Here is a 24887-nt window from a genome sequence, read left to right on the forward strand (position 1 = left end):
ATGGTGAAATTAGTCTAACTTAACTGCCTATTTCAGGGTGGTCGGTTGCTATCCTTTCTCTTTCATTTTATGGAGAAAGGAGGTGATCGCATGAAAATACTTTCCATAATAGCAATTGAAATTTTAAAAGTAATTGCTAGGGAAGTTGCTGTATTTTTTGCAGAACGAGTAGGTAAATACCTATCAACGTCTTGGAAGTAAACACAAAAAAAGCGACGAAAAACGAAAAGAACCACCCACAATGCCTGCAAGCGTGTGAAGGGCGGTTCTAAGAAAAAATAAACTTTTTTTAGCAACTAGCCACCTTGCGGTAACAGTTATATAAGGGGAGATGTTGGAGCATCTCGTCTTCTTTAGTTTATGAAAAAACTATTGTTATAATACTTCTACACTTATTATAACATCAACCATTGTACATGTTATGCAGATTTATCCGCGATAGTTGATAAAAAAGACATTATTATTAAAAAGAAATCAATTTTGTTCCTGTTTCAAAATACTTCGCAGGAGCATAACTTGACCCATTTCGATCCTGAAATTCATTTTCAATATATAACGATACAATCACTGCGATTACTCCAAGAAAAATCACTCGTCTCACACGCTGCTTTTTCTTTTTATTCACTCAAATTTCCCCTTTCTATGAAAAAAGGCACACCCCATTAAGGGGTGTGCCTTTGGTTTATCCATTCAGCTACTAGTTTAAGAAGGATTATATACTTTTGTCGATTCAAGTCATTATACAATACTATTTAACTAATTTCTATTCTTCATATAGTACCAATTTGACAAATCAGTAATAATATTTTCCTTTCCAACCCAATTCCAACCTGGTGTTTGCACAGGGAATGGAAGATTCGCAAGCACCCTTCTCTTTTTGAAATCATCGTACGCAACACCTTTAATTTCCACTTCATTTGTCAGGCACAAACTCATTTCATTCACACCTGCTGGGTTTGTTTTAACATTGAACGAATATTTTCCATCTTTCGTTTTTAATGGCGCATACCATTTGCTTTGGCCATCAATAATTTTTTCCTTCCCATCCCAATATAAAGACTTAGTTGGTCTTTTACTATCAAAGACATGTCCTGTTACTTCAGACAAATACATATTTTTAGGTAGGAATTTTGATGTTACGCCATTATTAGAAACACTCTCTAAATCATATGTTGTTTTTAGTCCTTCATCTGCAAATGGATACTGTGCCGTTGCTTTTATAAATACACCTGGATAATTGTTATTCCAATCATTTTTGTATTTTCCGCTTACTTCATAAGAAAAACCATACCCAGCATGGAGCTTAGATGGTGCTAAATTATCAATACTTCCACTTAATGTTTCATAGAACATTTCTCCCACTGTGTCCTCTTTTGACACACGTTCACTTACTGTTTCTACCACGCCTTTTACACTCGTTACTCCGCACATCCCTTTTTCATGAGATGGTGCATAGATAGCTGTTTTAATAGGATTATTTTTGTATGTGGTTTCTTCTATATCTAGACGATTACCAGCAGGGTTAATTTCTGCCTGAATTGTTCCTTTCCCCTTATGTTGCCAGCCAAGATTCAAGGTTTTCTTTTCTCCCTCAGTTAACTTTACCTGTTGTGACGCTACTTGTTGTCCGTTATGCTTCAGCACGACTACTGTTTCAGGATTTGCATATTTCGCTTCTAGCGCATCTAACTTTTTAATTTTATTTTTCTCTTCTTCTAACTTCTGCCTTGCTGTATCTAACCTACTTGCTGCACTATCCAGTCTATTTTCTTCCCAAGAGCAGTCTCTATCGTAATAGTGATGGTTCCCTTCTGCATCTACCTCATGAATTGGATTACGACGGCAATAACTTAAACTAGACTGCGCACTATCTCTATCGGATTCAGAACTATTTACTTCTTGCCGGGACTTATTAATATTATTATTTACCTTTGCTCTATATTGGTCACGTTCCGGTTTAAAATTATCACGTGATACATCTATTCTTGTTTTTATATTCTTTCCTTCCCTTGCTGTTTCTCCTTCGATTCTGTCACTAGAAAAATCAATTTTATATTTAAAGTCATCTTCATCGCCTGGATCTGGGTTAGGTGTCACTTCAGTACCACAGTTACCATCTATGGTGAAATCAACCGTTTTCTCATTTGATTCCCTTTGAACAGCATCAAGGACTTTAATTTTCGCAGTATATCGGCCACACATTTTGGGCTGCCACTTTAGTTCTTCTGACTTAAATTGCCCTGCATCACCTTCATTTGGTTTTTGATTATCTTTTTGCGGAGTTGAACGCAGATAATTTTCTTGATGATACACGGTTTCGCCATCTTTTGTAATATCTAACATCCATTTAACTCGGTTCCGTTCTCCAGCAGCTTTTTGATAAGGGTTTATTGTTGTTCCGTTAGGATCTCGGTCATTGTATCCTTTATTTTTACTTACATATTCAAAACCGTTAAATGTAAATTTTACGGGTATATCTTTTTTCCCACTAGACGCTTTAAAATTTTTTAGTTCAGGCTTACTAGTTCGTACATACCATAAGCTATAATTATTAACCTCACTTACTCCACCAGCTCCCGCATATCCACCAGAAAGATATGCAATATCACGAATCCAATAGAATAACCCATATCTTGAACCTTTTGTATTTACAATTTGATGAGATTTTAAATTTTCTAAAACAAACTCTGAATCCCCCCAATATTTATTAGCGATAACCGCCGAATCGATCCGTTCTTTCTCAGTTATCATCCTATCCCCAACAGTAACCGATGGATTGATATAACCTTCATTAGAAATTCGTACATACGGTTCACTTGAATCGGCATTTTGAACTAAATTTTCCCATGGATTATCCCAATTAAAAGCCCCATTATATACAGCCGGATAATGCAAATCAGATAAATACTTTAAGCGCTCAGCTTCATATCCCTTTCCTGGACGTAAGTATTTCCCCTGCATTTGCAATTGTCCAGATAAAAGATAAGTATCCTCTTTCCCATCGAAGAAGGGAATATCATTATTCTTAGCATCTACCGAAATAGGGAGTGTCAACAGTATTGATGTGCAAGCAAAGAGTATTTTCTTTTTAATTTTCATGAATATTCCTCCTGAATACAAAAAAGGACACACCCGTACCATTGGCTGGTACGTAAGGTGTGTCCTTTACGTCATTTTAAAATCCGTATATTAAACTATATATATTTATTCTAGCAAATTTTATTTTTCTTTACAATTACTTTATTTACTTTCTACTTGAATATACATCATTTTATCAGCAGTTGAATGCCCAATACGAACTTTATGGTTTTGAGTAGTGTAATTATTAATTACTTGAGCATCTACTGTCTCTTGGATTTCTTTATCTAAATTTAATTCAGGATTTATGAAAGTAACCCATTTCTTAGTTAATTCGACTGTTGCTTTATTATTATATAAGAAGACGATTTCAAAATTATTTTTATCTGTTGCATCAACATAGAATTGTGCTCCAATTGAACCTGCTGGTAAATACATATCTTTATCAATAAGTTTAACGTATACTCCAACATCGCTATACTTTAAATTAGTATTATATTTTTGATTGATAGAGCTAACAATACCTTGTCCCTCTTTGGTTACTAGTTTTTGAACAGTAACATTATTGTTAAAAGCTTCTTGATTAAATTCCATATCCTTAGTTACTAAATTTTCATTTAACCCTACTGGCAATTTAATTTCTGGTTTTTCTTCTGGTTTTGTTTCAGGTTTTGTTTTACTTCTGGTTTTTCCTCTGGTTTTACTTCTGGTTTTTGTTTTTCTTTTGTTTTTGGTTTTGGTTTTTCTTCTGGTTTTGTTTCAGGTTTTGGATCTGGTTTTACTTCTGGTTTTTCCTCTGGCTTTGTTTCAGGTTTTGGATCTGGTTTTTCCTCTGGCTTTGTTTCAGGTTTTGGATCTGGTTTTACTTCTGGTTTTTCCTCTGGCTTTGTTTCAGGTTTTGGGTCTGGCTTCACTTCTGGTTTTGTTTCTTTTTCAACTGCATTAATAGAGTTATATAAGAACTGACTATACGCTTCACGTGTTACAAACATTTTTGGAGAATACATATTACCTCCTGTACCAATAGTAACTCCATTTTCCTCTAATGCACTAATTGCACCGTAAGACCAAGAATTTTTATCAACATCTGCAAATTTTGTTGTTTTCGTTGCCTTAAATTTAAAAGCATTTGTAAGTACTTGTGCCATTTGTTCACGAGTTAAAATATCATCTGGACCATACTTCCCATCACCAAAGCCATTCACAAGTCCTGCTTCAGCAAGTGCTAAGATTTCTTTTTCAAATAAATGCCCTTTAATATCAGTAAACGGATTTTTGAAGCTAGCATCTGCATCTGCTGGTTTTACGTACATATAAATCATACGAGCAACTTGCCCACGAGTTACATTATCACCAAAGCCAAAGATATTATTTCCGTACCCTTGCACTACTTTACGGTTTGTTAAATCATAAATTGCTTTTGTAGACCAGTGATTTGCTGGAACATCATTGAATTTTAATGAGTCTGTGTTATCAGCCTTAGCAGTAAATGCTCCTGCTCCTAGTAATGATGTACCCATAATTGTTAATGCTGTTGCTGTTTTTAAAAATTTGTTTGCCATTGTTTGTTCCTCCAAATATATTAGTTTTTTCATAGATTCCTTTATTGTACCGAATTTAAATATAAAATCCACATAATTTAACATGTAAATTTACAAATCTATGTTTTTTTATAACCTATTTCTTTATGGAAAATATCACCACATAGAAATAGGTTTGTAAAATATTTTATATTTTTATTTATAAATATATATTTCTAGTAAAAAACTACACTTTTCAGTATAGTTTTCCCCCTTTTTATACATATTGATATTTTCAACGGAAATAGATTTGTCCCATTCCATCTTTGTTAGCCCATATTGGCGCTTTCACACTATCAATCCCTATCATTTTAAAAATAAAGAAATGATGTTCAGCTTTTATCTTAAAATTTAATGGCTGATTATGATCTACGCGCCCTTTAGTATATTCATATTTCCATCCACCCATATTCTGCTCTTTCAATTTCTTCTCTATATCAGGAATTAGATTTACGTTTTTTCCTTCATATGTGTACTGAAAACCACCTGTTTGTTCTGCTAACTCTACTGTACTAGAAGCAAAATCATGTGCCTTTACTAACTGCATTCCATACAGTACACCTTCTGGTATAAGAGTTATCAATAATAAAGAAAGCGTTAGAAAAAGCGCTGTTGTTACTGTATTTTGCATTTCTTACACACCTACTTTTTCTTATTTATTTTACGTTTCCTCCAGCTTTCTTGTTGTCAGAATCTGCTTCATAAATAAATATGTGTTTGGCGTTACTCTTAATGTTGCCTTTCTTTTCATCAAATTGTTTAGTATAACTAGCAGCTTCCGCCTCTCCTTCAACCGCAATCATTGCAGGTTGCTCTTGTACAGCATGTACAGAAAACTCTCGTTTTGATGCAGGATCCTTAAATGTTGCATTTTGTTTATAAGACTTTTCAAATTCTTTCTTTGCGATATCTGGTTCAATAGCAATTTCTTCTTGTGCCCGTAAAACACCTACTTTTACGGCTTTATCCATTGCTGTACTTCCAGCACGTTCTGATGCAGACTTATTATCTGTGTGTGTTGTATCTCCTATAATCATATCTGTCATTAAGAATAAACAACCAACAAATAATAATATTGAGGCGGCCCCTATAATAAATTTTTGCATCTTTCTTCACCCCTCCTTAATTTTCAAACTTCCGAAATCGAAATCCACTTAAAATGGAACTTTTCTTTTGGTTCAACAATTGGTTTGGTAGCAATAACTCTGCTATTTCCTTCATTATTCCTTCAAGCTCTTTATAATAGTTCCGACTAGATAGTAACGTACTACTATTTAATTGAGATTCAAATACATCCTCTATCTCATATGGTGCTAAAGCAGTTAATACCTTATCTCCAAAACATTCTTCTACTACTTCATGCTTTAAAAGCGCAGGAGAAAACTTATTCCCAATGATTCTCGTTTTCTCTAAAGCTAAGTAAGAAACAAGCTTTCTCTCCTTTTGTGTAAGAGGATGCGCTATCTTTAGCAATTGATGCAGATCTGGTTCTGCTACAAAGAAAATAAAATCTGCCATTTCACATATTTCATGGTATAAATCTTCATCCCAATCGTACCCCGCATCAATAATAGATATAGGCGCTTCTTGGTTAGCCAATAATACCTTAATAAAATGGTCAAAGTCCTGCTTTGTTTTGTTTTTCAGCTCTTGGTCCACTATAGGATTCTTTACGATATAATTTATTCTTCCTTGCTTCCATTTTGGAATTGATAATATATCAGATTCCTTCTGTAGCATCTCCTTATATCGCTGCAACATAAATTCACTACGATAGTTTTCCGGTGCTTCTGTATATCCCTTTAATAAAGGATACGTATATCCATCATCATATAGATTCTCTATATAGTTCACATCAATCTGTAGTTCATTTAAGTAAGCAGCTAAAAGATGTGAAACAAAAGTTGCACCACTTCTTTTATTCATGCTGGCCACAACAATTGTTCTTCTCGGAATAGCAATACCTATTTGTTTTTCATATACCGGCTCAAAAGCCAATTTATATTGTTTTTTTATAATAGGTGCTTTTGGTGTCTCATCTGGAACAGACTTACGCTTTTGCTTTTTTTTAAATAGTTTGTTGGAGTTAGAGGAAGCTTCATTGTTGCCACCTTCCTCTAATTCACTTGATACTTCCTCTTCTTCCTCATCCACAGGAACTTCGGGCAACTTTGTTTGTTGTGGTGCCTGACTTGCGCCTACAATTTCTGCTACATTTTTAATATCCGACTCCTGTAGCAGCTGCGGGATGACTTTATTATCAATATCAATTTTACGAGAATTAAAAATGTCATAGATACCTAGATAAATCAGTTTCGCCAAAAACTCATCATCATTTTCGCGCTCTGTAAATACCACAATACGAATATCTCGATTAAAGCGAATATCTCTTAGTTTCTGTAAGATAATCAATTCACGTTTCTCTTCATGCCCCGCATCAATATTTAATCGTTTGTCATTAATACATAGAATATCGGGCTGTTCTGTATCTAGAATTTCATCTAGATACTTGATATGCATCACATCACTATCAGCTACTTCAAATCCCGCACCAATAAAATCCTCACGTAAATATGCCGTATATACAGTATCGCTAATAGCTAAAACGATTTTTTTCACCATAGTTAACCTCCTACAAAATCTAACGTTGGATTAAGATCATGTTTTCAATTGGAATTTGTGCCTCAAGATGAACCTTCCCAATAATCTCATTCAAAATATACTCAATTTCAACTTGTTCCATTGTACGTGGAGCTCCAAAATCAGAATTTAGCTTTACTCGTATTTCTAATCGATCTTGTATCTCATGTAAAGGTGTACCAAGATAAAGAATGCTGTAGTATAAAACACCAGCTTCAATATTTTGTTGAATCCTATCTTTTGTTTGATGAATAAATGTAACCTCAGCAAGCTCAATAAAAGGATTATCAATTGTTACTTTGCTATTCCAATTTAAATTCCAAATCTCGCAATGTTGTTCCGCATGTACAACAACTCCATTTACAGAAGGCGTAATTGCAAAAAGACGATCTACAGGAACTTTGGTTAACGAGGTAATATTACCTTTCTTTAATTCAAGTCCTTTTTCTAATCGCTCATGTTCAAAAGCATATACAGCACCAGTAAATGCAACTTCGCAAAATACTTGTTCTAGTAATGGACGAATAGCAAACACACTAAATTCCTGTGTTTCATCTGTACGACTGATTTCGTACAATTCATATTCAGATGCATTTGCTAAGGCAAAAGGAATATCTTTTATAAAATTAGAATCAGTATATAGATTCTCAGGAATTTGTGTTTCAGGATGATGTATAAATTCAAGGCATAATTGATACCCTTTTAAAAATGCATTCTTAACAGCTGCAGGGAATAGAGTTTCAAAACGCTTTACATTATTTTTAAACGTTTTTTCTTCAATTTCGTTATTAAATTCTCTTTCTTGTAAGATATTTGCTTTATTCCCTAGTAATAAAAAATAGTGATTAATAATTCGACTAATATTCTCCTCAAATGCTGCATTGTCCTCACAATACTTTGTAAATCGTTCTTTACTCATGTTCACAATTTCGTTCATAGTTTCAAATTCTCCCTTTTTATTGTTATTTATACAAAAAAAAGACACACCGATGGCAGGTTATGTGCCTTCGGTGTGTCCGTTTAGCTAGAAATCAAATCTATTAATTTGTATATTTCTCTTAGTTAATTGTTGTTCACGTACAAGAATAACTCTATGAATTTTAAAAGTCAATAGATTAATTACCTCGTTGGAAACCTATATTTATTCCTTCTTTCTATTTTTCTATGTATTTAATCTAAAAAAATACAAGTAATTAAATATAAATAATCACAAGTATTTTATATAAAAACAACAAGAAATATATATAACTAAACTCAATTATTAATTATAAAGAGATTCAGCAAACACCTTTAAAGCCTTGTATTACATACGTTCCTGGATATTAAGCTAAATTCACTATCGTAATATCCCCATTACATACAAGTTCTACATCATAGAAATCACAAATTAAGAAGTTAAATACCATATTACTCAGAATTCACAAGTTTAGAATAATATTACTAAGATAACCACAAGTATTGAATCGAATTATAAACATGTTGAATCGTAACCAAACATGGCATAAATCGATTATATACTTCCGTAAAAATGCTAATGGATATATTTTCCTAAATAAAAAAGCATGTCTTCAAATTAAAGAACATGCCAAATAACCCTTGTTATTAAGTGATTTTTTAAAAGGGTTGCTATATATAATTTTTTAAAATCACATGAAGTCCGGATAGACACCATTTTGTTTAAAATAAGTTATCATTGCATCGTGTCTTTCTTCTACAGACAAGCTTTTTTCCTTAAAATACATCCAGGTTTCCCTAAACTGTACACGCATAAATGCTGGAATAGAGAATATTTCTTGCTGTTTCATACAACTTTCAACTTGATCTAATGCATAAGTCATTGCGTAAATTAGTAATTCACTTTGTTTTTGTTTTGTTGGTAAATAGATCGCAATATCAACAATCTCTTGTCTAAATGCGGTCATTATATTTTCTTTATCTTTTTTTCGTAAGGCCTGTCCCATGTGTTTTAAACGAGACACCGCTTCTTTTCTGCACTTTGCTACTGGTCTATGTAATTCTTTTTTATCATTCTCAATTACGCAGTTCGAAGAAAATACCACGTTGAATTTCTCAATGATGATTTGTTTTACCTGTTTTCTTACACTTGTAATTCTTGTTTTATTAGATTTCTTCTCTTTAGAATCAATTGCAGTAAATTGCACAATGGGGTTAATAATTTCTATGTAGTGTCTTACTTTCTTTGCATTACGATTTAATCTCTTTTTTAAGAAAGACATCTTTCTTGTAATCTGAAACTCATCAATTTTATGTTTATAATGCTCCATACCCACTTTTCTTGAAAATGTATTGATTAAATCTAACAGGAATATAATTCCTTTATTATCACGAGCCTTTACTAGACTACTCATTATCGTTGTTTGAGTTAGGTGAAATGGAATACGGAAATACGATAACGATGTACCTGTCATATTTACAGTTTCTGCAGTAGTGTGGTTATACAACGCATAATCTACAATTTCATATACAGTACGATTTCCAACAGGTGTTTCTTTTACGAGTCTACGCTCCAAACAAACTTGAAAACCTGTATAAATTGTTGTGTAGGGAATCCCACTTTTCTTAGCAAGATCCATTATTTGAAATTCACGTGGTAGCATTCCTATATCATTGCATTCAAAGTGAAGCAAGATGTAAGTAGCTAAAGCTGAAGATGGTAACTCTTTTCTTTCATTTTCTAGTTTTACGATGTTTAATAGCCCATCAAAAAATTTAACCCCATGAATATTAAGACTTTGTTCAGAAAATTTTAAGTGCGTATTCATAGTTTCCTTTTACTCCTCTCCCAAAAATAAAAAAGACACACCATTGGCAGGTTATGTGCCTTCGGTGTGTCCGTTTAGCAAGAATTTTAATTTTATTTATTCGTATATAACTCTTTTACAATTAATATTCATGTACAAGATTATCTTTATAAAAATTAAATGTCAATACCTCTTCATGTTTAATTTTTATAAAATAATCCCATAATAATTCTAAATAACAATTGGATTTGCACCATAGATAACTTTTATAATTAATAATATGCATTTAAGTTCTTCTCTCTTTCATTTAGATAACCCCCTAGGATAGCCTTAATTTTCAGAAACATAATATGTCTAGAAAGTTACTTACAAAAGATCCGAAGTTTTCACATAAAAATCTTACAATCATTATATACATTCGAATTCACATAAAATTAACATATAATCCTTCATATTAATGTTATGTAAACAGCGAAATTACGTTTTATAAAGCCGACTCACATTAATATATCAACTGACATTAACATGTAATCAAAAACTTAACAGAAAATATCAATGTCATATCGATATTTTCTAAGCAGCAAGTACATACATTCACTCAATATCATTAACATCCTATTAAAAAATATAGATCCGAATTTTCCTCATCTTCATTTAAATAAGTTTTCAATATATTGCTATATAAGAAGTTAATTAAATACAATCGTGTGGTTTTCATACAAAAAACTTAAAATATATATGTTCAATCAAATTTTCAAAACCAAACAATATCAAAAGCGATATTAATGTTATGTAAACAATTTAGGTTTTTTAAAGAGTCAGTCACATTGACATATCAATTAACATTAACATGTCATCGGAATTCACAAGAAAAATGTTAATGTCATATCAATATTTTTAGGTGTTTTGTATGCATGCTACCATTTGATATAATTGTTATCCTTTTAAAGTAATACTTCTTAGTAGAACACATTATAAATAGCTAGAGAACCAGCAACTTGAAACTACAACGAATGAATTACTAAAAAAACATAAAACTTCTAATGAAATACAAAGTTCCATCTATTAATATTTTTAAAAACTATAATGTTAATATTTAATAATTTCGGTTGATATAAAATTGATAATAGATATAGCGAATTTTAAAAATATCAATCTTATGTTAATGATAACGCTATAAGTCTTCTTAACGGTATCATCTAATAGCTGATAGATAGATCAATTTCATACCCTTTATTCACACACAATACGCTAGGATACATATTGTGAAACAAACAACAAATATTGTGGGACTAAAATGATTTTTAGTTAACAAGACATTAACACCTGAACAAATTCATTTCCTTATTGTACTTTATATGTTAATGCTAAATTTCATGTTAATGTCAACAATGAGTTGGAATTGCCTCTAAACGGGAAGACACTACTATAATATGGAACATGTTGTTTGAAATTAGATGAATGATGTCTTTAGGACGTTTAAAAAACACCAGTATTACCGTAACCACATAAAACCATCTCAAATATTCCATGCAGCATGGAGTGGGTATTGAATCTCATAGTTTATTTATGTTGATGACAATCCTATACTCTAACTATATTTGACCTCATAACATACTACTAATTTAGTAATATTATTATCTTTATTTCTAGCAATTATACACTATAATTTAAATCCCCTAGATTAAGTCTACTTTTTTTCCTCAATATCAATGATTATCTCCTTATAACTTGTTTACAAAACAACTATATTTCCTTATCATTAGTATTAAGTAACGTATTTTGTTAATCTCATAGCAACTATCATTGATCTCACTAATGTAAAGGATCGAGATTTTCGTTGATAGCACATTACCATTTATATACTTGAAGTTAATAATAACACTAATAAACCAAGTATATTCTTGCATTTATAGTTAATGTTCTGTCAACAAGAACATGCTAACATGTTAATTTCACATTTCATATGAGTCACTGGATGTACTGGGATTTGTATGAATATCACCACAATACTGCCTAACATGTTAATTTCAGTTCACATGTTAATTTCATATTGGGTGTTCATGCATTGATTTTTAAGGAGGTAGTTACAATGATTGAACAAAAAAACGAATCACAAGACCATCAAATTAACGATGATGATATATTAACTGATAATGTTTTTGAAAAAGCATGGCGAATAACTGAATTCTCTAAACTAGTTGGACGTCATCATAATACCGTTTATAATTGGTTCAATATTCTAGAGGAAAAAGGACTTCACGAAACGTTAAGAACCCAAAATACCAATGAAAAACTCTATAATACATTAGATCTTGAAATCGCTCTATTTATTAAGCTAAAAAGGGATGAAAAATGGTCTTTAGATGCAATTATTGACCTTTTACCACACCAATTTGATTTAAGACCTGTATCACCAGAGAATCAATCAAATGAGGTATCTACTGAATTAAACCTTCAGGCTACTGCAGAAATCATTGAAAAAATGGTATCTAAACAGTTAGAAGAGAAAATAAAACATATTGAGTCTCGTTATGAAGAGAGAGTAGAGAGTATACTTAAACAATTGCCACAGCCAGAGGATGAAGAAACCATAAAATTGCGTCAACGTCAAGATAGACTGGATAACTTTATTATTGAGCACAGAGCACGACAAGAATTAAGAAAACAAGCAGAAAATCTGTGGAATAGTAAACCTGAAGAGGAACGTACTAGGAAAGCAGGTTGGTTTAAAAAAGAGGAAGATTTGAGTAAAAAGCAACTCTTCATTGAACAGTACATACAAGATAATATTATTGATTATATAAAAACTCTTATGAATGCTGTAGAATAATAAAAAAGTCTGGATGTTTATCCAGACTTTTTTATTATTTTGTAGTACCAAACATCTTATCTGGATCTAGAAAATCTGCTAATTCATTATCTTCATTTATCCCAGAATTTTCATCTTCATCATTGCCCATGTCAATAAAATCTCCAAACGCAAACCCTAAATCTTCATCCTCATCTATACTCTCTATTGTACTAATTTGGGACTTTGTATATTGAATTTGACTTTGTCTTTCCTTAAACTCATTAAATTCTTCTACTAATCCTTTAGATAACCTTGATGGTAATGCATCAGTTTTATAGAACGTATACACGCTTCCTAAGAAATCATTTTTACTTATTAGATATCCATTAAATACAGTACCATTGATAGGTAGATTATTTGAAACTTCTACTTTAGCGTCATCCATAAAGGAATCATCAATGTTTTTTTGCTCATCCAAAATAGCCAACATACCAAAATGATGTACTTTTGATGCTTCAACAGAACCATCATTATTTCTTTTCATTAAATCAATTGGATGGTGGAATGAACTTCCTCTTAATGACTCTTGGAACATCTCTATAATCGCATGACTATTTTCTATTTGGTTCATATTACGAGAAACTTTATTAATTACTAAGCAGCCCGTTTTTTCAAGTAAAATACGTTTAAAGTCTTGAGAGTCCAGTATTACAGAAGTACCAGAACCATTAGCAGCAGTGTTTAACTCATGAATAATCTCACTAATCCGTTGATTTGCATAGTCTCTTGAATTAGCAATACCTTTTTTCTCATTTTCATTTAATTCCTTAAATTCATCATAAAAGTGCTGGTTATCAGCAAATACTACAAATGCTACACCTTTAGATTTGTCATTTGCTAGTTTCCAAATCTCTTGTGAAAATTTATTTACTTGTCGTAGTACATCTGGCCCATCAGCTCGGACAGGAAGTGTCACCACAATTCCCATTTTAATAAAATCTTTACGCTCAATAGCATTTTCAAAGGCTATTCTTGCAAATTTTGCTTGATTTGCTTTAATCTCAGCCATTGGATATTGTTGTGCAACCTTTTGTAACTCTTTCCTAATTATCGGCTTGTTATGAAATGCCGAAAATTCTTCAATAGCCTTAATTATTGTAGAAGTTCCTGTTCCTCCACCTAATCCAGCAAAAAATAGAACAAGTTCATCCGATGGTCTTACACGTTCAGTGATAAAGTCTTTTAATTTTTCTTTTGCTTCTTCATTTGAATCTAGAACTTTAACCGCGCGCTCTGGGTTTTTACCTAATCCACCTAATTTAAGTGAAACCTGATTGCTTTTGGGCACATTTTTTAATTCAGCTAGATCTCCATCATTACTATTTAGTGCTAAGCAGTTATATACTGCTGTCCCATCTGTATGCTTATACTCCGCAAACTTGTCTACCATTCTAGTACCAGCTTGACCAAAACCAACCATCGTCATTTTAACTGCCACTTCATTCTTCAAGAAGTTTTTCGCCATTATTTTATCTCTCCTTATTCACTTTTTTTTCTTTTCCCTAACTCAATAAGTACTTGTTGTCCTCTATAAGTTGAGATTAAAAATTTATATGGATGCATAGTCTTTTCATAAATTAAAGACATTGATGATAATGTACTTACACTTATTTCAGCTGAACGTCTTGATATATTTGTACGTTCAACCTCTAGTGAATAAGATTTTCCTTTTTTTTTCTTTACTCGCCTGTCTATAACTACATTTTCCACTATTTCATTAATGGATATGCCCCTCATGTATTTTGTCTCTTGGAATTGTTTATTTACTACGTTTCCTATGTATAGAAATACACTATATAGTATCTCGTCTTGTTCAAGAATATCAGCAAACATGTTTACTACTTCATCTGTAAACTTAATTGTTTGATATTTTTCACTTAATATTTCGTTCAAGTTGTCCCCCCCTAAAACATTGGTTAATTATTCCTAGAAACATAGTACATCATTATACGCCGTATATCAAGTCATTCTATATAAAACTTATATAGAATGTGTATATATAAGTTTTATATATCATCAAATAGAAACAATCTACATTTCCCATAGCCTCTTCTATGCGACGTATATATAAAGCGTGCATGTGATATGTCAATTTGACACTTCATGTAATTTACATTTTCATAATATTTTTTTACCATTATGATTACATGAAATAAAAATATAAAAAAAGATTTTATTTCATCATCAAAAAAACTATATATCACCTAATTATAATTTCATACACCTTATATATACGACTTACATATACACTGTATATGTAACACTATATATTTCAACAACTAATACCTTCTTAATTGTCAGTTATATATAAACAAAATATAATAAAGTGCATATACAAAGCTTATATATAAGTTTTGTATATACACTTTACATATAAATGATGAAAAACGCCTGCATTTTAATAATTTGCACTACACTCATGTATTTATGTTGATAAATGCTTACATTTTTTACACAGTTCACTTCTTGTTAAATCAGAGATTGTTAATGTTATGTTAATTGTGTTACTGATCCACCTAAATATATGTGTAATGAAAAAAAGACGGTCTATATACGAACCCGATTTCTTATCAATTTCAGTAACTTTTAAAAGCTTATTAAGGATGATTGTTAATTTCATATCCACAAAATCACTAGGTTATTTAGTTAAATACTTTATAGATTAGAATAATTGAAACTTTGCTTAGATCTTTCTAACATTCTTACTCTATCAATTTCATATAAACAAAAAACGGTTCCTCAAGTTTGTTACATAGGTTTACAATTTAGTGAATGAGAATTCTATAGAACTTAGATTAATATACAAAACCTATGAATGTACTTGAAATGTACCGTTGATAAGATAGAAATAACATTAATTTTCCTCTTACTAAATCGCCGTTTCAACACGGGGGAGGGAAACTAAAAACTAAATCCCCAAGATAAACCAGTATTAAAAATAAACATCCAATCAAATAATAAATAAAGAAAATCATCCTTGATTCCCAAAATCCTTTTATAATTTTTGAATAATTGTAATCCATCAAAATTTTAATATCTTAATCGGCTTCGTGTTAGGACGGCATAGTATCACTTTATTAGTAACTTTTTCCTGAGTAACTGTTAGTTACCTAGTAGTACTTCGCCCTAACAATGAGGGGAATCTAATAAACCCCATGAGGCTAATGATTTACTATAGATTTTTAAAGATCATTACCACCACAACTTTGGGGTACAAGAATAGGTATCTCTAGAAAAGAAATTCTCAAATTCATTTTTTCTTATTTTACAATCAATATTTAGATGTAATAGTATATAAAATACTACTGATTTTGTTTAAATTTAATTATAAATAAGAGGTGTATATAGTGCCGCAGAAAGTGTATAAATATAAAAGGGCAGGTACCCAGAAATATTTTCATCTAAAAGAAGCAGACATATTTGTTTTTACAGTTTTATATTACAAAAAAGCTCTTACAACAAGACAAATCACAACGTTATATAGTGCATTTGAGAGAAGAGAATGTTCAGAAGCTAGCATATTCACAAAGCTAGATCGATACTCACAATACGGCGCTATCCTAACTAAAAAGATTGATAAAAGAGAGGATAGTATAACAAAACGAGCTTCATTCTCTTTAAAAGAAAAAGCTATTGAATTCTTACAAAAAATAGGGAAACTTCCACCGAACGTTTCTAAAAAAAGATATTCACGTGTAATTACACTTCATACTTTATGTGCACGTGAAGTTTTTGTACGTACTCTACTAGCTATTACTAAAAAGACATTTAGTAATGAAATATTAAATGAGTTAGATATCCGTTCCTATTACCTAAAGAAAAACATGACAATTCAAGAGACTCAGTTACCTTTGATTCCTGATGAACACATTTCATATCATAATAAAAATATTTATATAGAGATGGATATGTGTAAAGAAACTAACGCTACCTTAGTTGAAAAAGTAGGGAAGTACATAGATTACGCGCAAAAAACTGATAAAAATGTAACGGTTGTTTTTGTTCTTTATGACAAGTCGATGTTCCTTGCGCAAGATGCAGAACCACCATACGTACGTATGAAAAATCTCTTATTTTCTATGCGAGAATATCATGAACATTTAATGAATCTACCAAACCTAAATATGCACATCTGCTCTTTGAAAGAAGCTGGAGATGTTATTTCAGATATCATTCTAGGAATAGATGATAACCAAAACTTTGAACAAGATATTCTTTTGCCTTTATCTCAACGCACAGTAGGAGATGCCGATTGGCGTTATGCATTTGTTGAACAAGTTCAAACATTTACGGAAACAATAGATGGTGGTCTTAGACGAACGTATAGGAGAGATAAAGATGTTATACAAGATTTCTTCTTTATTTTTGGGAATGAAAATGATTACCGAATGATTGCTAGATTAGACGATGTTGTGTTTTCAAGAAGAGAAGGTGATGAAGGGGTACCACTTGTTGTGATCTATCCAAAGCGCAAAAAGGCTAGAGATATACTTTTAATGGACACTTATGACAACGTATTACTGCTATCCCTCCAAAATGAAGGTGTTACTATCGACGCGGATGAACAGATCATGGCGCGTACTGCAAATAACATACACCCGAAAAGACGCAAACTTGTTGAATTATATTAATCGTTTATTTTTTATATACTCTTATACAATTTTATTGATTTTTATTATTTAAGGTGATAGAATTACGTTTGAACTAAACACTAAAAACTACAATCAAATCAGAACATATGAAATTAAGGCAAGCGACACACGCTGTTTTTACAGTGGGTGTCGCTTGCCTTTTTTTATATGGAGAAAGGTGGAAAATCAAAATGGATTTACAATGTGCAACTACTACTGGGGAAGTGCTCTCTGCTAGAGAAGCATTTAAAAACCCGGAACTAGTCCTTAATCATATTACAGAAGAGGGAGCAACGTTTAGTGTTTCTCTACAAGATATCCAAATTCCAGGGAAACCAAATTTCTATTGGTACGATGTCATAATTGAAACAGCAACTGATAAAAAAATCGAGGTAAATATCGCGGTACTTTCACAGGAAGAATACAATCAACTCTGTGAAAGAGAGAGTATTGATTTATATTTAAAACAAACTGAAGATGCAGCAAAATTCTTTCTCGAAAAATCAAAGGAACTATTCCAACCAGAATTCAATAATCGATTTCAATTTAAACATAAAGCTCAACTATATCTGTAAGAAGTAGGTGAGCCTATATGGAGACATTTAAACAACGATTACCGTTATTTACTACAATCGGCTTAATTAGCGGATTTATTCTTTCATTTGGATTCGGTTTAGTAAACTACATCAAGTTACTCTACTATGCATTTGAACCACCGTCTTATCCTATAGAAACTACATATGTACCGCTTATTCTAATGTTCTTTTCTTTACTGTTAGGAGAATTTAGCTTTAGGTTTTACAGCCGTATTCCAGCTTTACATGTAAATAATGGGAAATTAATAATTTTGGTTGCTTCTCACTTTGCAGTTGATATTCAATTTTTATGGTTTGCAACTGCTCCAATCCATGCAAAGGTTATTCCTTATCTAACGGATAAATCAAAACATCTTAATTTTGGTGAGTATGAAGCCTTAGGTCATGTCTTAACAGGCAATTTCCACACACTCACTATGATTTTTGTATTTTTACCAACAGTATTTATGATTTTGTTTACACTTTGGTATAGTGGGCATATTGTTCGTTACCGAGAAGAGATATTAAAGTGGGTACAAAAATACGAATATAAAAATCACAAATTACAAAAATGGTTTAATAGCCAAGAAGAACAAATATATCCTGATGTAGAAATTGGACCACATATTGAACATAAAGAAATGGTGCGAATTAAAGGGAAAGATAGAACGTTAAATGGTATCATTATTGGTCCAATTGGTTCTGGTAAAACATCAAGTTTAATTATTCCTATGATAAATCAAGATTTACACTGGATGGTGCGTTTCATAAATAAGTTTGAAACTGCTTATAAAAAGAATGATTATGATACAGAAGAAGTAAAAGGAACATTTTTAAATGGTGTCACTGTTATTGAACCCAGTAATGATTTATGTCAAAAAGTATTTAAATTGGTACAAGCACATAAGATCCCAGCAAGCTCGGTTTATTATATTGATCCAACTAATCCTGATACCAAAAATATAAACATTCTGCGGGGACCAGTTGATAAAGTAGCAGAGGTCTTCGCAATGGTTATTCAAGGTTTGTCTGAATCTAACAATGCATTCTTTGAACAAGCTCAACGTAACCACCTTAAACAGCATATCTATTTATTAAAGCTTCACACCCCGCAAAAAGATGTCACCTTCGACGATTTGATTGAGATGTATGACGATGTAGAACGTGTTCACCGTATGCATAAACTATTAAAAGTACAGGTCGAAAAGTTATATGATTTTGTTCAAAGTGGCGCTGCTTCACGTGACCAAAAAAATGAATATAAAATTATAAAAGGTATTGATGAATGGTTTGATAATACCATTCGTGAAAAAATGGATTTTCAAGGTGAAGCAGCGGTTTATAAATCAGGAAAATACCGCGGACAACCAATGCATTATGACAGAGAAGAAGAATATGTAAAAGGTTTACGCAACATATTAAAAGATTTAGCTTCAAACGTTTTAATACGACGTGTTTTATTTGGAAAATCTGATTTTGATTTCGATGTCCATTTAGAGCAGGGTGGCATTCTACTTGTTAATACTGCAAAAGGGGAATTAGCAGACCTTTCTAACGTATTAGGAAAATTTGTATTGCTGAGTATGCAGAATGCGGTATTCCGTAGAGAACCAAACGTCTCACCTTACCATCATATAATTGTTGATGAGTTCCCGGATTATGTTGTGCGGCCGTTTAAAGAATTCCCTGCCCAATCTCGTAAATATAAAGTAATTCTAACAATCGCTAGCCAAACGCTGTCCCAATTAGCTCTCGACTTCACAGAACAATACATGTTTACTTTATTAGGTTCATTCCGTAACAAAATGATATTTGGAGATGTGACACCATATGATGCAAAAATTTTCTCTGACATGTTTGGTGAGAAAGAGGAATTTAAAGAGGCGGAATCCGAACAGGGCATTTCTCCTATGCAAGAGAATCCAGTTAGTCGACTAGGATCAACCTATCAAAAAACGAAAGAAGTTGTTATGTCACCAGGAGATATCATGGCACAAGGTGCATTCATCTGTGCTGCTCGTATTGTACAAGACAATCATGTCCAACCCGTACAACAAATTACGAGTAACTTTGTACCAAAAGAAGAATTTGCTCAAGCTATTACACAGGTAGATGAAGGTATGGGCCGATATTGGGAAAATGAACGTCTTCGTCTTATTAATGAATCTATTGCAAAAGCAAATCCTATGAAGCATGTAGACGCAGAGAACATGAAGAAAATACAACCTTTGTCATCTATGCAAGAGATTATGATGGAGCAAGATAACTCTATAGAAATAAATGGGGAGCAACAACACATTATATCATTGGAAGATTATAAGGAAAACAAGTCTCAAAATGAAACTCTACCTAATGATCCTGCAGAAATGAGCCAGCAGGGAAATGTCGGTGATGAAATTGAAAATAAGTTGTATGAAGATATTAAGGAATTTATTATCGAATCACAACAAGTCTCGCCATCTCTTCTGCAAAGAAAATTCAAGATTAGCTACATGAAATCTATGCAATATATTGAGAAGTTAGAACAAAATCTAGTTGTAAGTTCTTACACAGGGGATGGTCCTCGTAAAGTATTAATTTCAAATAATAGTAGTACATCAGAAGAAACAAGTGTTATTACTACTCATTCATCTGACAATACTATTTCACCGGAAGTAGCAATTCCAATTGAAGGCGAAGGAATCGAACAAGAGGAAACTAGCTCCTTTAAGGATATTCTATACGACGATGTTTTAAGTTTTGTGAAGGAATCGGGAAGTATCTCTATTTCTGTACTACAAGACACGTTTAAAATTAGTTATACACGTGCATCGAGATTAATAGAAGCCCTACAACGAAATGGTGAATTGCCTGTAATAGCGGAAGAAACACATGTAGAAAGTATAAGCTCTGAAATAAAAGAACCGGTCGTGAAAGAAGATATTAAAGAAACCATAGATATAGAATTACCTCCTATGGAAGAATGCTATGAAATAAACATGGAGGTAGCAGAACTAAAAAAAGAATTATCTATTACTATGTTAGAGCAAGATTGGAATAAAGATTCTATTATTCATTCCGAGATTCCTGATGAGATTGAACCGCTGTTTGAAGAATTCCCATCTGATGGACTTCCCGTTACAATAATAGAACCAGAAGAAACACATGTAGAAATCAACACGGTTCAAATTGAAGAAACGCTTAATCAAACCGAAGAAAACAAGCTAGATGAAGATGTAGCAAAAGTTTACGAATCTATTAGTATTACAGTTCAAGAAAACTTAGAAAAAAATAGAGAAGATCATTCGAAAAATAATGAGAAGCAACCAGAATATAAACCTATGAGTTACAAAGAATGCCAAGAGCACTTAAAATCTCAGCAAAAAAATAAGAATAACACTTCGCAGTCGCTACTTAATAAAATTAAGAAACCTAAGCAAAAAACATCGAACGTAATGAGTAAGGAATTGAATAATTTCTTTGATTAATAGTTTGTAAACCTCAAATTAAATCTAGTATTGGTATAGTCAGCATTTCAGAAAAACCACGCTAAGCCAAAAATAAAATAAGCTGCCCCTATAGGCAGCTTATTTTATTTTTGTTATAGGAAGTAAAAGCAAACTTTTTCTATCCAAAAGAGGCTTATTTTTTAAGCAGTTTCTTAATTCGGATCAGTAATTGTACCTGAAAATAAAGGGACATTCGCATGATAAAACATTTTTACATCTTAAAATCCCTTTATTATAAAGATATTTGGTAGTATTTAATTAGCCTTTAACTTAACCTCAAATTTAGGGGAGATGTATAAATGAACATCGGTAAACAGATACAATACTTTCGTAAACGGGATAACATGTCCCAAGAGAAGTTAGCAGAAAAAATTCATGTTTCCAGGCAATCTATTTCTAACTGGGAAAATGAAAGGAACTATCCAGATATTCATAATTTACTAATGATGAGTATTCTCTTTAATGTCTCCCTGGATGATTTAGTTAAAGGAGATGTAAAGATCATGAAAGAAGAACTTCAAAAATCAACTTTCTTTAAGTGGAGTTACATCATGTTAGCATTAATGATTATACTTCCTATTTCTATTGCACCTGTATTTCACTTTTTTGGTTATTATGGTCTTATAATACCTGTGGTACTTACGGTTTTGCTTATGTTTTCATTACAGCAAGTTGAAAACATAAAAAAAGAGCATAATTTAAAAACTTATCGTCAAATAGTTGATTTTATAGAGGGAAAACCTGTAAGTGAAGTAAAGCCTAATATAAAAGACAAATTATTAAAAATAGGTTTGATGCTTGCAAGTGCTTTAATTAGTTATAGTTTGATTTATTTAGGATTGAGTGTATTTGGAAGATAACTTAGAAAACTATTAAAAGTCCTCCGGATTGTTTAACTGGAGGACTTTTGTGTTTTACATAATTATCGTTCTTGAAAGTTGATCTTGTAGCGTTCTTTCTCGTAATTCACTATGTTTTCCAAATAAAATAGGGAAAGGCAAGACGATGAATACATTTATAAAATGACAAAACTGTAAGAATACACGAATGTTTGTAAGAAAGTTCGATGTTTTCCTTTTTCTTTTTTTATTATAGTGAAAAAGAAGAACGAAATATTCTCTTATGTAGGAAAGGAAGATAATAATGATTGATTTATTAAATAAATGGATGTTAGAAAGTACAGGCAATTTCAATATCGCTGTAGGACTTACAGCACTTCTATTTTTAGGTTCAGTAATTGCACTTATTATTATTTACAAAAAAATTGGTAAACCAGATGAAAGAACAAATCCTATTTATTTTAAAATTATTTCTTGTATGTTTACTACTCAAATTCTAATGAATTGCATATTTATCTCTTTAGTTGGTAAAGATATTGAGAATTTCCGTCAAATCTTTATATTATTTGAAGCCTTTGTATTCTTCGTTGGAGCTATTTATTCGTTTAAATTATATAGACAGGAACACAAATAATTCACTTATAAGTACATCTATAAATATACTTGCAAGTGTACTTATAGGGGTACCGCCACACATCCATCAACTTAAAGTATATGTTTATACAAAGACTGATCTTTCCATGTAGTTTTTTATTATCTTTTATAGATATCATAAAAGTAGACATATCAAATAAACCCTAGCGGGTTTCAATTTTTTACTATAACTATGCTACCTGATGAATGGAATCGGTATAATCATAAACAACACCCAAAATATCAAAGACTGTTTTTTTCTCATATCTGTGGGATTTTCGTCCGTTGCGCTGTAGGAGGTTAAACAGACGAAGGAGAACCTTTGATAATTCTTGGGTGTTCTTAAGTAATGCTTGATGAAAATGTAAGAAATAATCTTTAATCATGTACATCGCTTTATATTCACTTAGTTCTTTCTGTTTCTTACGTAACAGGAGCTCCCTCATTTTAAACATAGTAGAAGAACATAATAGGATACCAATGAGTTGTCCATAAAGATGACATTCTAGCCGCTCTTGTTTAATAGATTTACAACGCTGAATTTGAAACCAAGATTTCCATATTTTAAATAACAGCTCAATTTGCCAACGCAGTGAATATAAATCATAGATTTTCTCTTTTGGTACCCATTCCGTAGGAATGTTTGTCATATATACCGTAATTCCTTGTAAAAGCTTTGTACGATCTGTATATGTAATCCCTTTTTTCTTTTCACGAATAGCCCGATCATGTAGGCGTTTCTGTTTTTGTTCCTCCGTACATCTATAAACCACAATACGAGTAGGCAGTTTGTCCTTGCTCCCTACATATACATCATGTAACTCGTACACTTGGCCAGGTTGTAATTGTTTCATGATGTCTTCCAAATGAATTTGTATATATACCGGTCTCAATTGAGCGGGTTTTGTTTTAAATACCAATGTTTTGGATTCTTTTCTATATATTTTAGTTGGTAATTTAAGACGTGATAAATAATATCCTTGCTTATCTTGGATAGACTTAAAGTCTTGTAAACGAAAATATCCTAAGTCACGAATATATAGTTCATTCTTTTGTATCATGCCTGTTCGAGTCGCACCATACGCCTGATCACTTCGCTTTCCTGGTTCAATTTTTACATCAGAAAATTCTCCACTCAATAAGTCATACTCTAATTGGATTTTTACACCAGCTCTATGACTACACCCTCCGGCACCAGGATAAGTAGATGCGAATCGATCTGGAACTTGAAAGGTTGTAGAATCAAGGATGCGAATGCGTTCAAAGTAAGCAGAAAGAGAATGAGAAATTTTAGATAACCCTCCAATTTTAGCTTGTAGAAGTGTAGTAAATACAGTTCGAAAGAAAGCTACAGAAGCTGAGTTAAAGCGTCGATTAAGTCCCTCCGGACTTAATAAAATTCCTGTTGAGGTTTCTAATTGACTACAAAGTTGAGTAAGAGAGGTAGTAGCGATTTGTTGATTTAACCATACACACAAAGATAAAAATGGTGCCCATGGCACTTACGTTTTCGCCTCATTCCACCAGCTTCTATAGCTAATTGATTAAGTGTAGCGGGAGACATATATCGATATAACTCTTCGGCAAATAAAGACAACTCTTGTTTTTGATGCATATTCATAAAAAGCACGCCACCCTTTCTCATTAATATAAGAAAATAGTAACGCGCTTTTAATTTCAAGAATAGTCCGAATGTCGATTTGAAATAAAGTTGTACTGTTTATAAAAAAAGTCCTACCGTTTGAAAAGATGAATTAAAAATGGTTTTAATTGTATTTTTTGAACAGTCGTGCTAAAATATAAACAT

At 32.0% G+C, this 24887-nt stretch carries 15 protein-coding genes and 3 pseudogenes; 7 read left to right on the top strand and 11 right to left on the bottom strand.

Going from position 1 to position 24887, the window contains the following annotated elements; translation table 11 throughout:
* The first annotated feature begins 90 nt into the window (after positions 1–90).
* Positions 91–282: pseudogene (locus tag DN404_RS31225) on the top strand (hypothetical protein).
* A 181-nt stretch (positions 283–463) separates the two neighbouring features.
* Here DN404_RS31225 and DN404_RS30405 read toward each other — a convergent pair.
* The 8 genes and pseudogenes from DN404_RS30405 to DN404_RS01310 form a co-directional block, all read right to left on the bottom strand.
* On the bottom strand, positions 464–625 hold the full coding sequence (locus DN404_RS30405) for a hypothetical protein (protein WP_179951848.1): 162 nt from the start codon (positions 623–625) through the stop codon (positions 464–466).
* A 131-nt stretch (positions 626–756) separates the two neighbouring features.
* A complete protein-coding gene (locus DN404_RS01280) occupies positions 757–3099 on the bottom strand; it encodes a hypothetical protein (protein WP_149214645.1) in 2343 nt (780 codons plus the stop codon).
* A 141-nt stretch (positions 3100–3240) separates the two neighbouring features.
* Positions 3241–4673, bottom strand: a pseudogene (locus tag DN404_RS01285) (S-layer homology domain-containing protein).
* A 220-nt stretch (positions 4674–4893) separates the two neighbouring features.
* Positions 4894–5289: a DUF4320 family protein gene (locus DN404_RS01290; RefSeq protein WP_149214646.1), complete on the bottom strand. Its 396-nt coding sequence runs from the start codon at positions 5287–5289 to the stop codon at positions 4894–4896.
* A gap of 25 nt (positions 5290–5314) precedes the next feature.
* Positions 5315–5764: a hypothetical protein gene (locus DN404_RS01295; RefSeq protein ID WP_084065965.1), complete on the bottom strand. Its 450-nt coding sequence runs from the start codon at positions 5762–5764 to the stop codon at positions 5315–5317.
* Between the two features lie 16 nt (positions 5765–5780).
* Positions 5781–7280, bottom strand: coding sequence for a hypothetical protein (locus DN404_RS01300; RefSeq protein ID WP_149214647.1), 1500 nt, complete (start codon positions 7278–7280; stop codon positions 5781–5783).
* A 19-nt stretch (positions 7281–7299) separates the two neighbouring features.
* Positions 7300–8235 (bottom strand): hypothetical protein, encoded by a 936-nt coding sequence (locus tag DN404_RS01305; protein WP_149214648.1) that lies wholly within the window; start codon positions 8233–8235, stop codon positions 7300–7302.
* 709 nt (positions 8236–8944) lie between these two features.
* On the bottom strand, positions 8945–10081 hold the full coding sequence (locus DN404_RS01310) for a hypothetical protein (protein WP_149214649.1): 1137 nt from the start codon (positions 10079–10081) through the stop codon (positions 8945–8947).
* A 2071-nt stretch (positions 10082–12152) separates the two neighbouring features.
* Between DN404_RS01310 and DN404_RS01315 the strand changes: the two genes are divergently transcribed.
* Positions 12153–12893 (top strand): MerR family transcriptional regulator, encoded by a 741-nt coding sequence (locus DN404_RS01315; RefSeq protein WP_048535743.1) that lies wholly within the window; start codon positions 12153–12155, stop codon positions 12891–12893.
* Positions 12894–12927: 34 nt separating this feature from the next.
* Here the strand turns inward: DN404_RS01315 and DN404_RS01320 are convergent, their stop codons facing one another.
* Positions 12928–14379: an FtsZ/tubulin family protein gene (locus DN404_RS01320; RefSeq protein WP_061655384.1), complete on the bottom strand. Its 1452-nt coding sequence runs from the start codon at positions 14377–14379 to the stop codon at positions 12928–12930.
* A gap of 14 nt (positions 14380–14393) precedes the next feature.
* On the bottom strand, positions 14394–14807 hold the full coding sequence (locus DN404_RS01325; RefSeq protein WP_061655383.1) for a hypothetical protein: 414 nt from the start codon (positions 14805–14807) through the stop codon (positions 14394–14396).
* A 1454-nt stretch (positions 14808–16261) separates the two neighbouring features.
* On the opposite strand from DN404_RS01325, the gene DN404_RS01330 reads away from it, so the two are divergent.
* From DN404_RS01330 to DN404_RS01355, 5 genes are all read left to right on the top strand, one after another.
* A complete protein-coding gene (locus DN404_RS01330; protein ID WP_149214650.1) occupies positions 16262–17545 on the top strand; it encodes a replication-relaxation family protein in 1284 nt (427 codons plus the stop codon).
* A 107-nt stretch (positions 17546–17652) separates the two neighbouring features.
* On the top strand, positions 17653–18120 hold the full coding sequence (locus DN404_RS01335) for a hypothetical protein (protein ID WP_149214651.1): 468 nt from the start codon (positions 17653–17655) through the stop codon (positions 18118–18120).
* A gap of 17 nt (positions 18121–18137) precedes the next feature.
* A complete protein-coding gene (locus DN404_RS01340; RefSeq protein WP_149214652.1) occupies positions 18138–21587 on the top strand; it encodes a DNA translocase FtsK in 3450 nt (1149 codons plus the stop codon).
* Positions 21588–21907: 320 nt separating this feature from the next.
* Entirely contained in the window at positions 21908–22468 is a 561-nt protein-coding gene (locus tag DN404_RS01345) for a helix-turn-helix domain-containing protein (protein WP_149214653.1), read from the top strand.
* Positions 22469–22751: 283 nt separating this feature from the next.
* Positions 22752–23081: a 6-aminohexanoate hydrolase gene (locus tag DN404_RS01355; protein ID WP_149214655.1), complete on the top strand. Its 330-nt coding sequence runs from the start codon at positions 22752–22754 to the stop codon at positions 23079–23081.
* Positions 23082–23271: 190 nt separating this feature from the next.
* Here the strand turns inward: DN404_RS01355 and DN404_RS01360 are convergent.
* Positions 23272–24701 (bottom strand): annotated as a pseudogene (locus DN404_RS01360) (IS4 family transposase).
* Between the last annotated feature and the right edge of the window lie 186 nt (positions 24702–24887).

This window comes from Bacillus sp. TE8-1, from assembly GCF_008368855.1.
Taxonomy (GTDB): Bacteria; Bacillota; Bacilli; order Bacillales; family Bacillaceae_G; genus Bacillus_A; species Bacillus_A cereus.

What these genes read in the sequence shown, in the direction of transcription:
- DN404_RS01280 (WP_149214645.1), bottom strand. Translation starts at nt 3,099, where the DNA reads ATGAAAATTAAAAAGAAAATACTCTTTGCTTGCACATCAATACTGTTG.
- DN404_RS01290 (WP_149214646.1), bottom strand. Translation starts at nt 5,289, where the DNA reads ATGCAAAATACAGTAACAACAGCGCTTTTTCTAACGCTTTCTTTATTA.
- DN404_RS01295 (WP_084065965.1), bottom strand. Translation starts at nt 5,764, where the DNA reads ATGCAAAAATTTATTATAGGGGCCGCCTCAATATTATTATTTGTTGGT.
- DN404_RS01300 (WP_149214647.1), bottom strand. Translation starts at nt 7,280, where the DNA reads ATGGTGAAAAAAATCGTTTTAGCTATTAGCGATACTGTATATACGGCA.
- DN404_RS01305 (WP_149214648.1), bottom strand. Translation starts at nt 8,235, where the DNA reads ATGAACGAAATTGTGAACATGAGTAAAGAACGATTTACAAAGTATTGT.
- DN404_RS01310 (WP_149214649.1), bottom strand. Translation starts at nt 10,081, where the DNA reads ATGAATACGCACTTAAAATTTTCTGAACAAAGTCTTAATATTCATGGG.
- DN404_RS01315 (WP_048535743.1), top strand. Translation starts at nt 12,153, where the DNA reads ATGATTGAACAAAAAAACGAATCACAAGACCATCAAATTAACGATGAT.
- DN404_RS01320 (WP_061655384.1), bottom strand. Translation starts at nt 14,379, where the DNA reads ATGGCGAAAAACTTCTTGAAGAATGAAGTGGCAGTTAAAATGACGATG.
- DN404_RS01335 (WP_149214651.1), top strand. Translation starts at nt 17,653, where the DNA reads ATGAAATTAAGGCAAGCGACACACGCTGTTTTTACAGTGGGTGTCGCT.
- DN404_RS01340 (WP_149214652.1), top strand. Translation starts at nt 18,138, where the DNA reads ATGGAGACATTTAAACAACGATTACCGTTATTTACTACAATCGGCTTA.
- DN404_RS01345 (WP_149214653.1), top strand. Translation starts at nt 21,908, where the DNA reads ATGAACATCGGTAAACAGATACAATACTTTCGTAAACGGGATAACATG.
- DN404_RS01355 (WP_149214655.1), top strand. Translation starts at nt 22,752, where the DNA reads ATGATTGATTTATTAAATAAATGGATGTTAGAAAGTACAGGCAATTTC.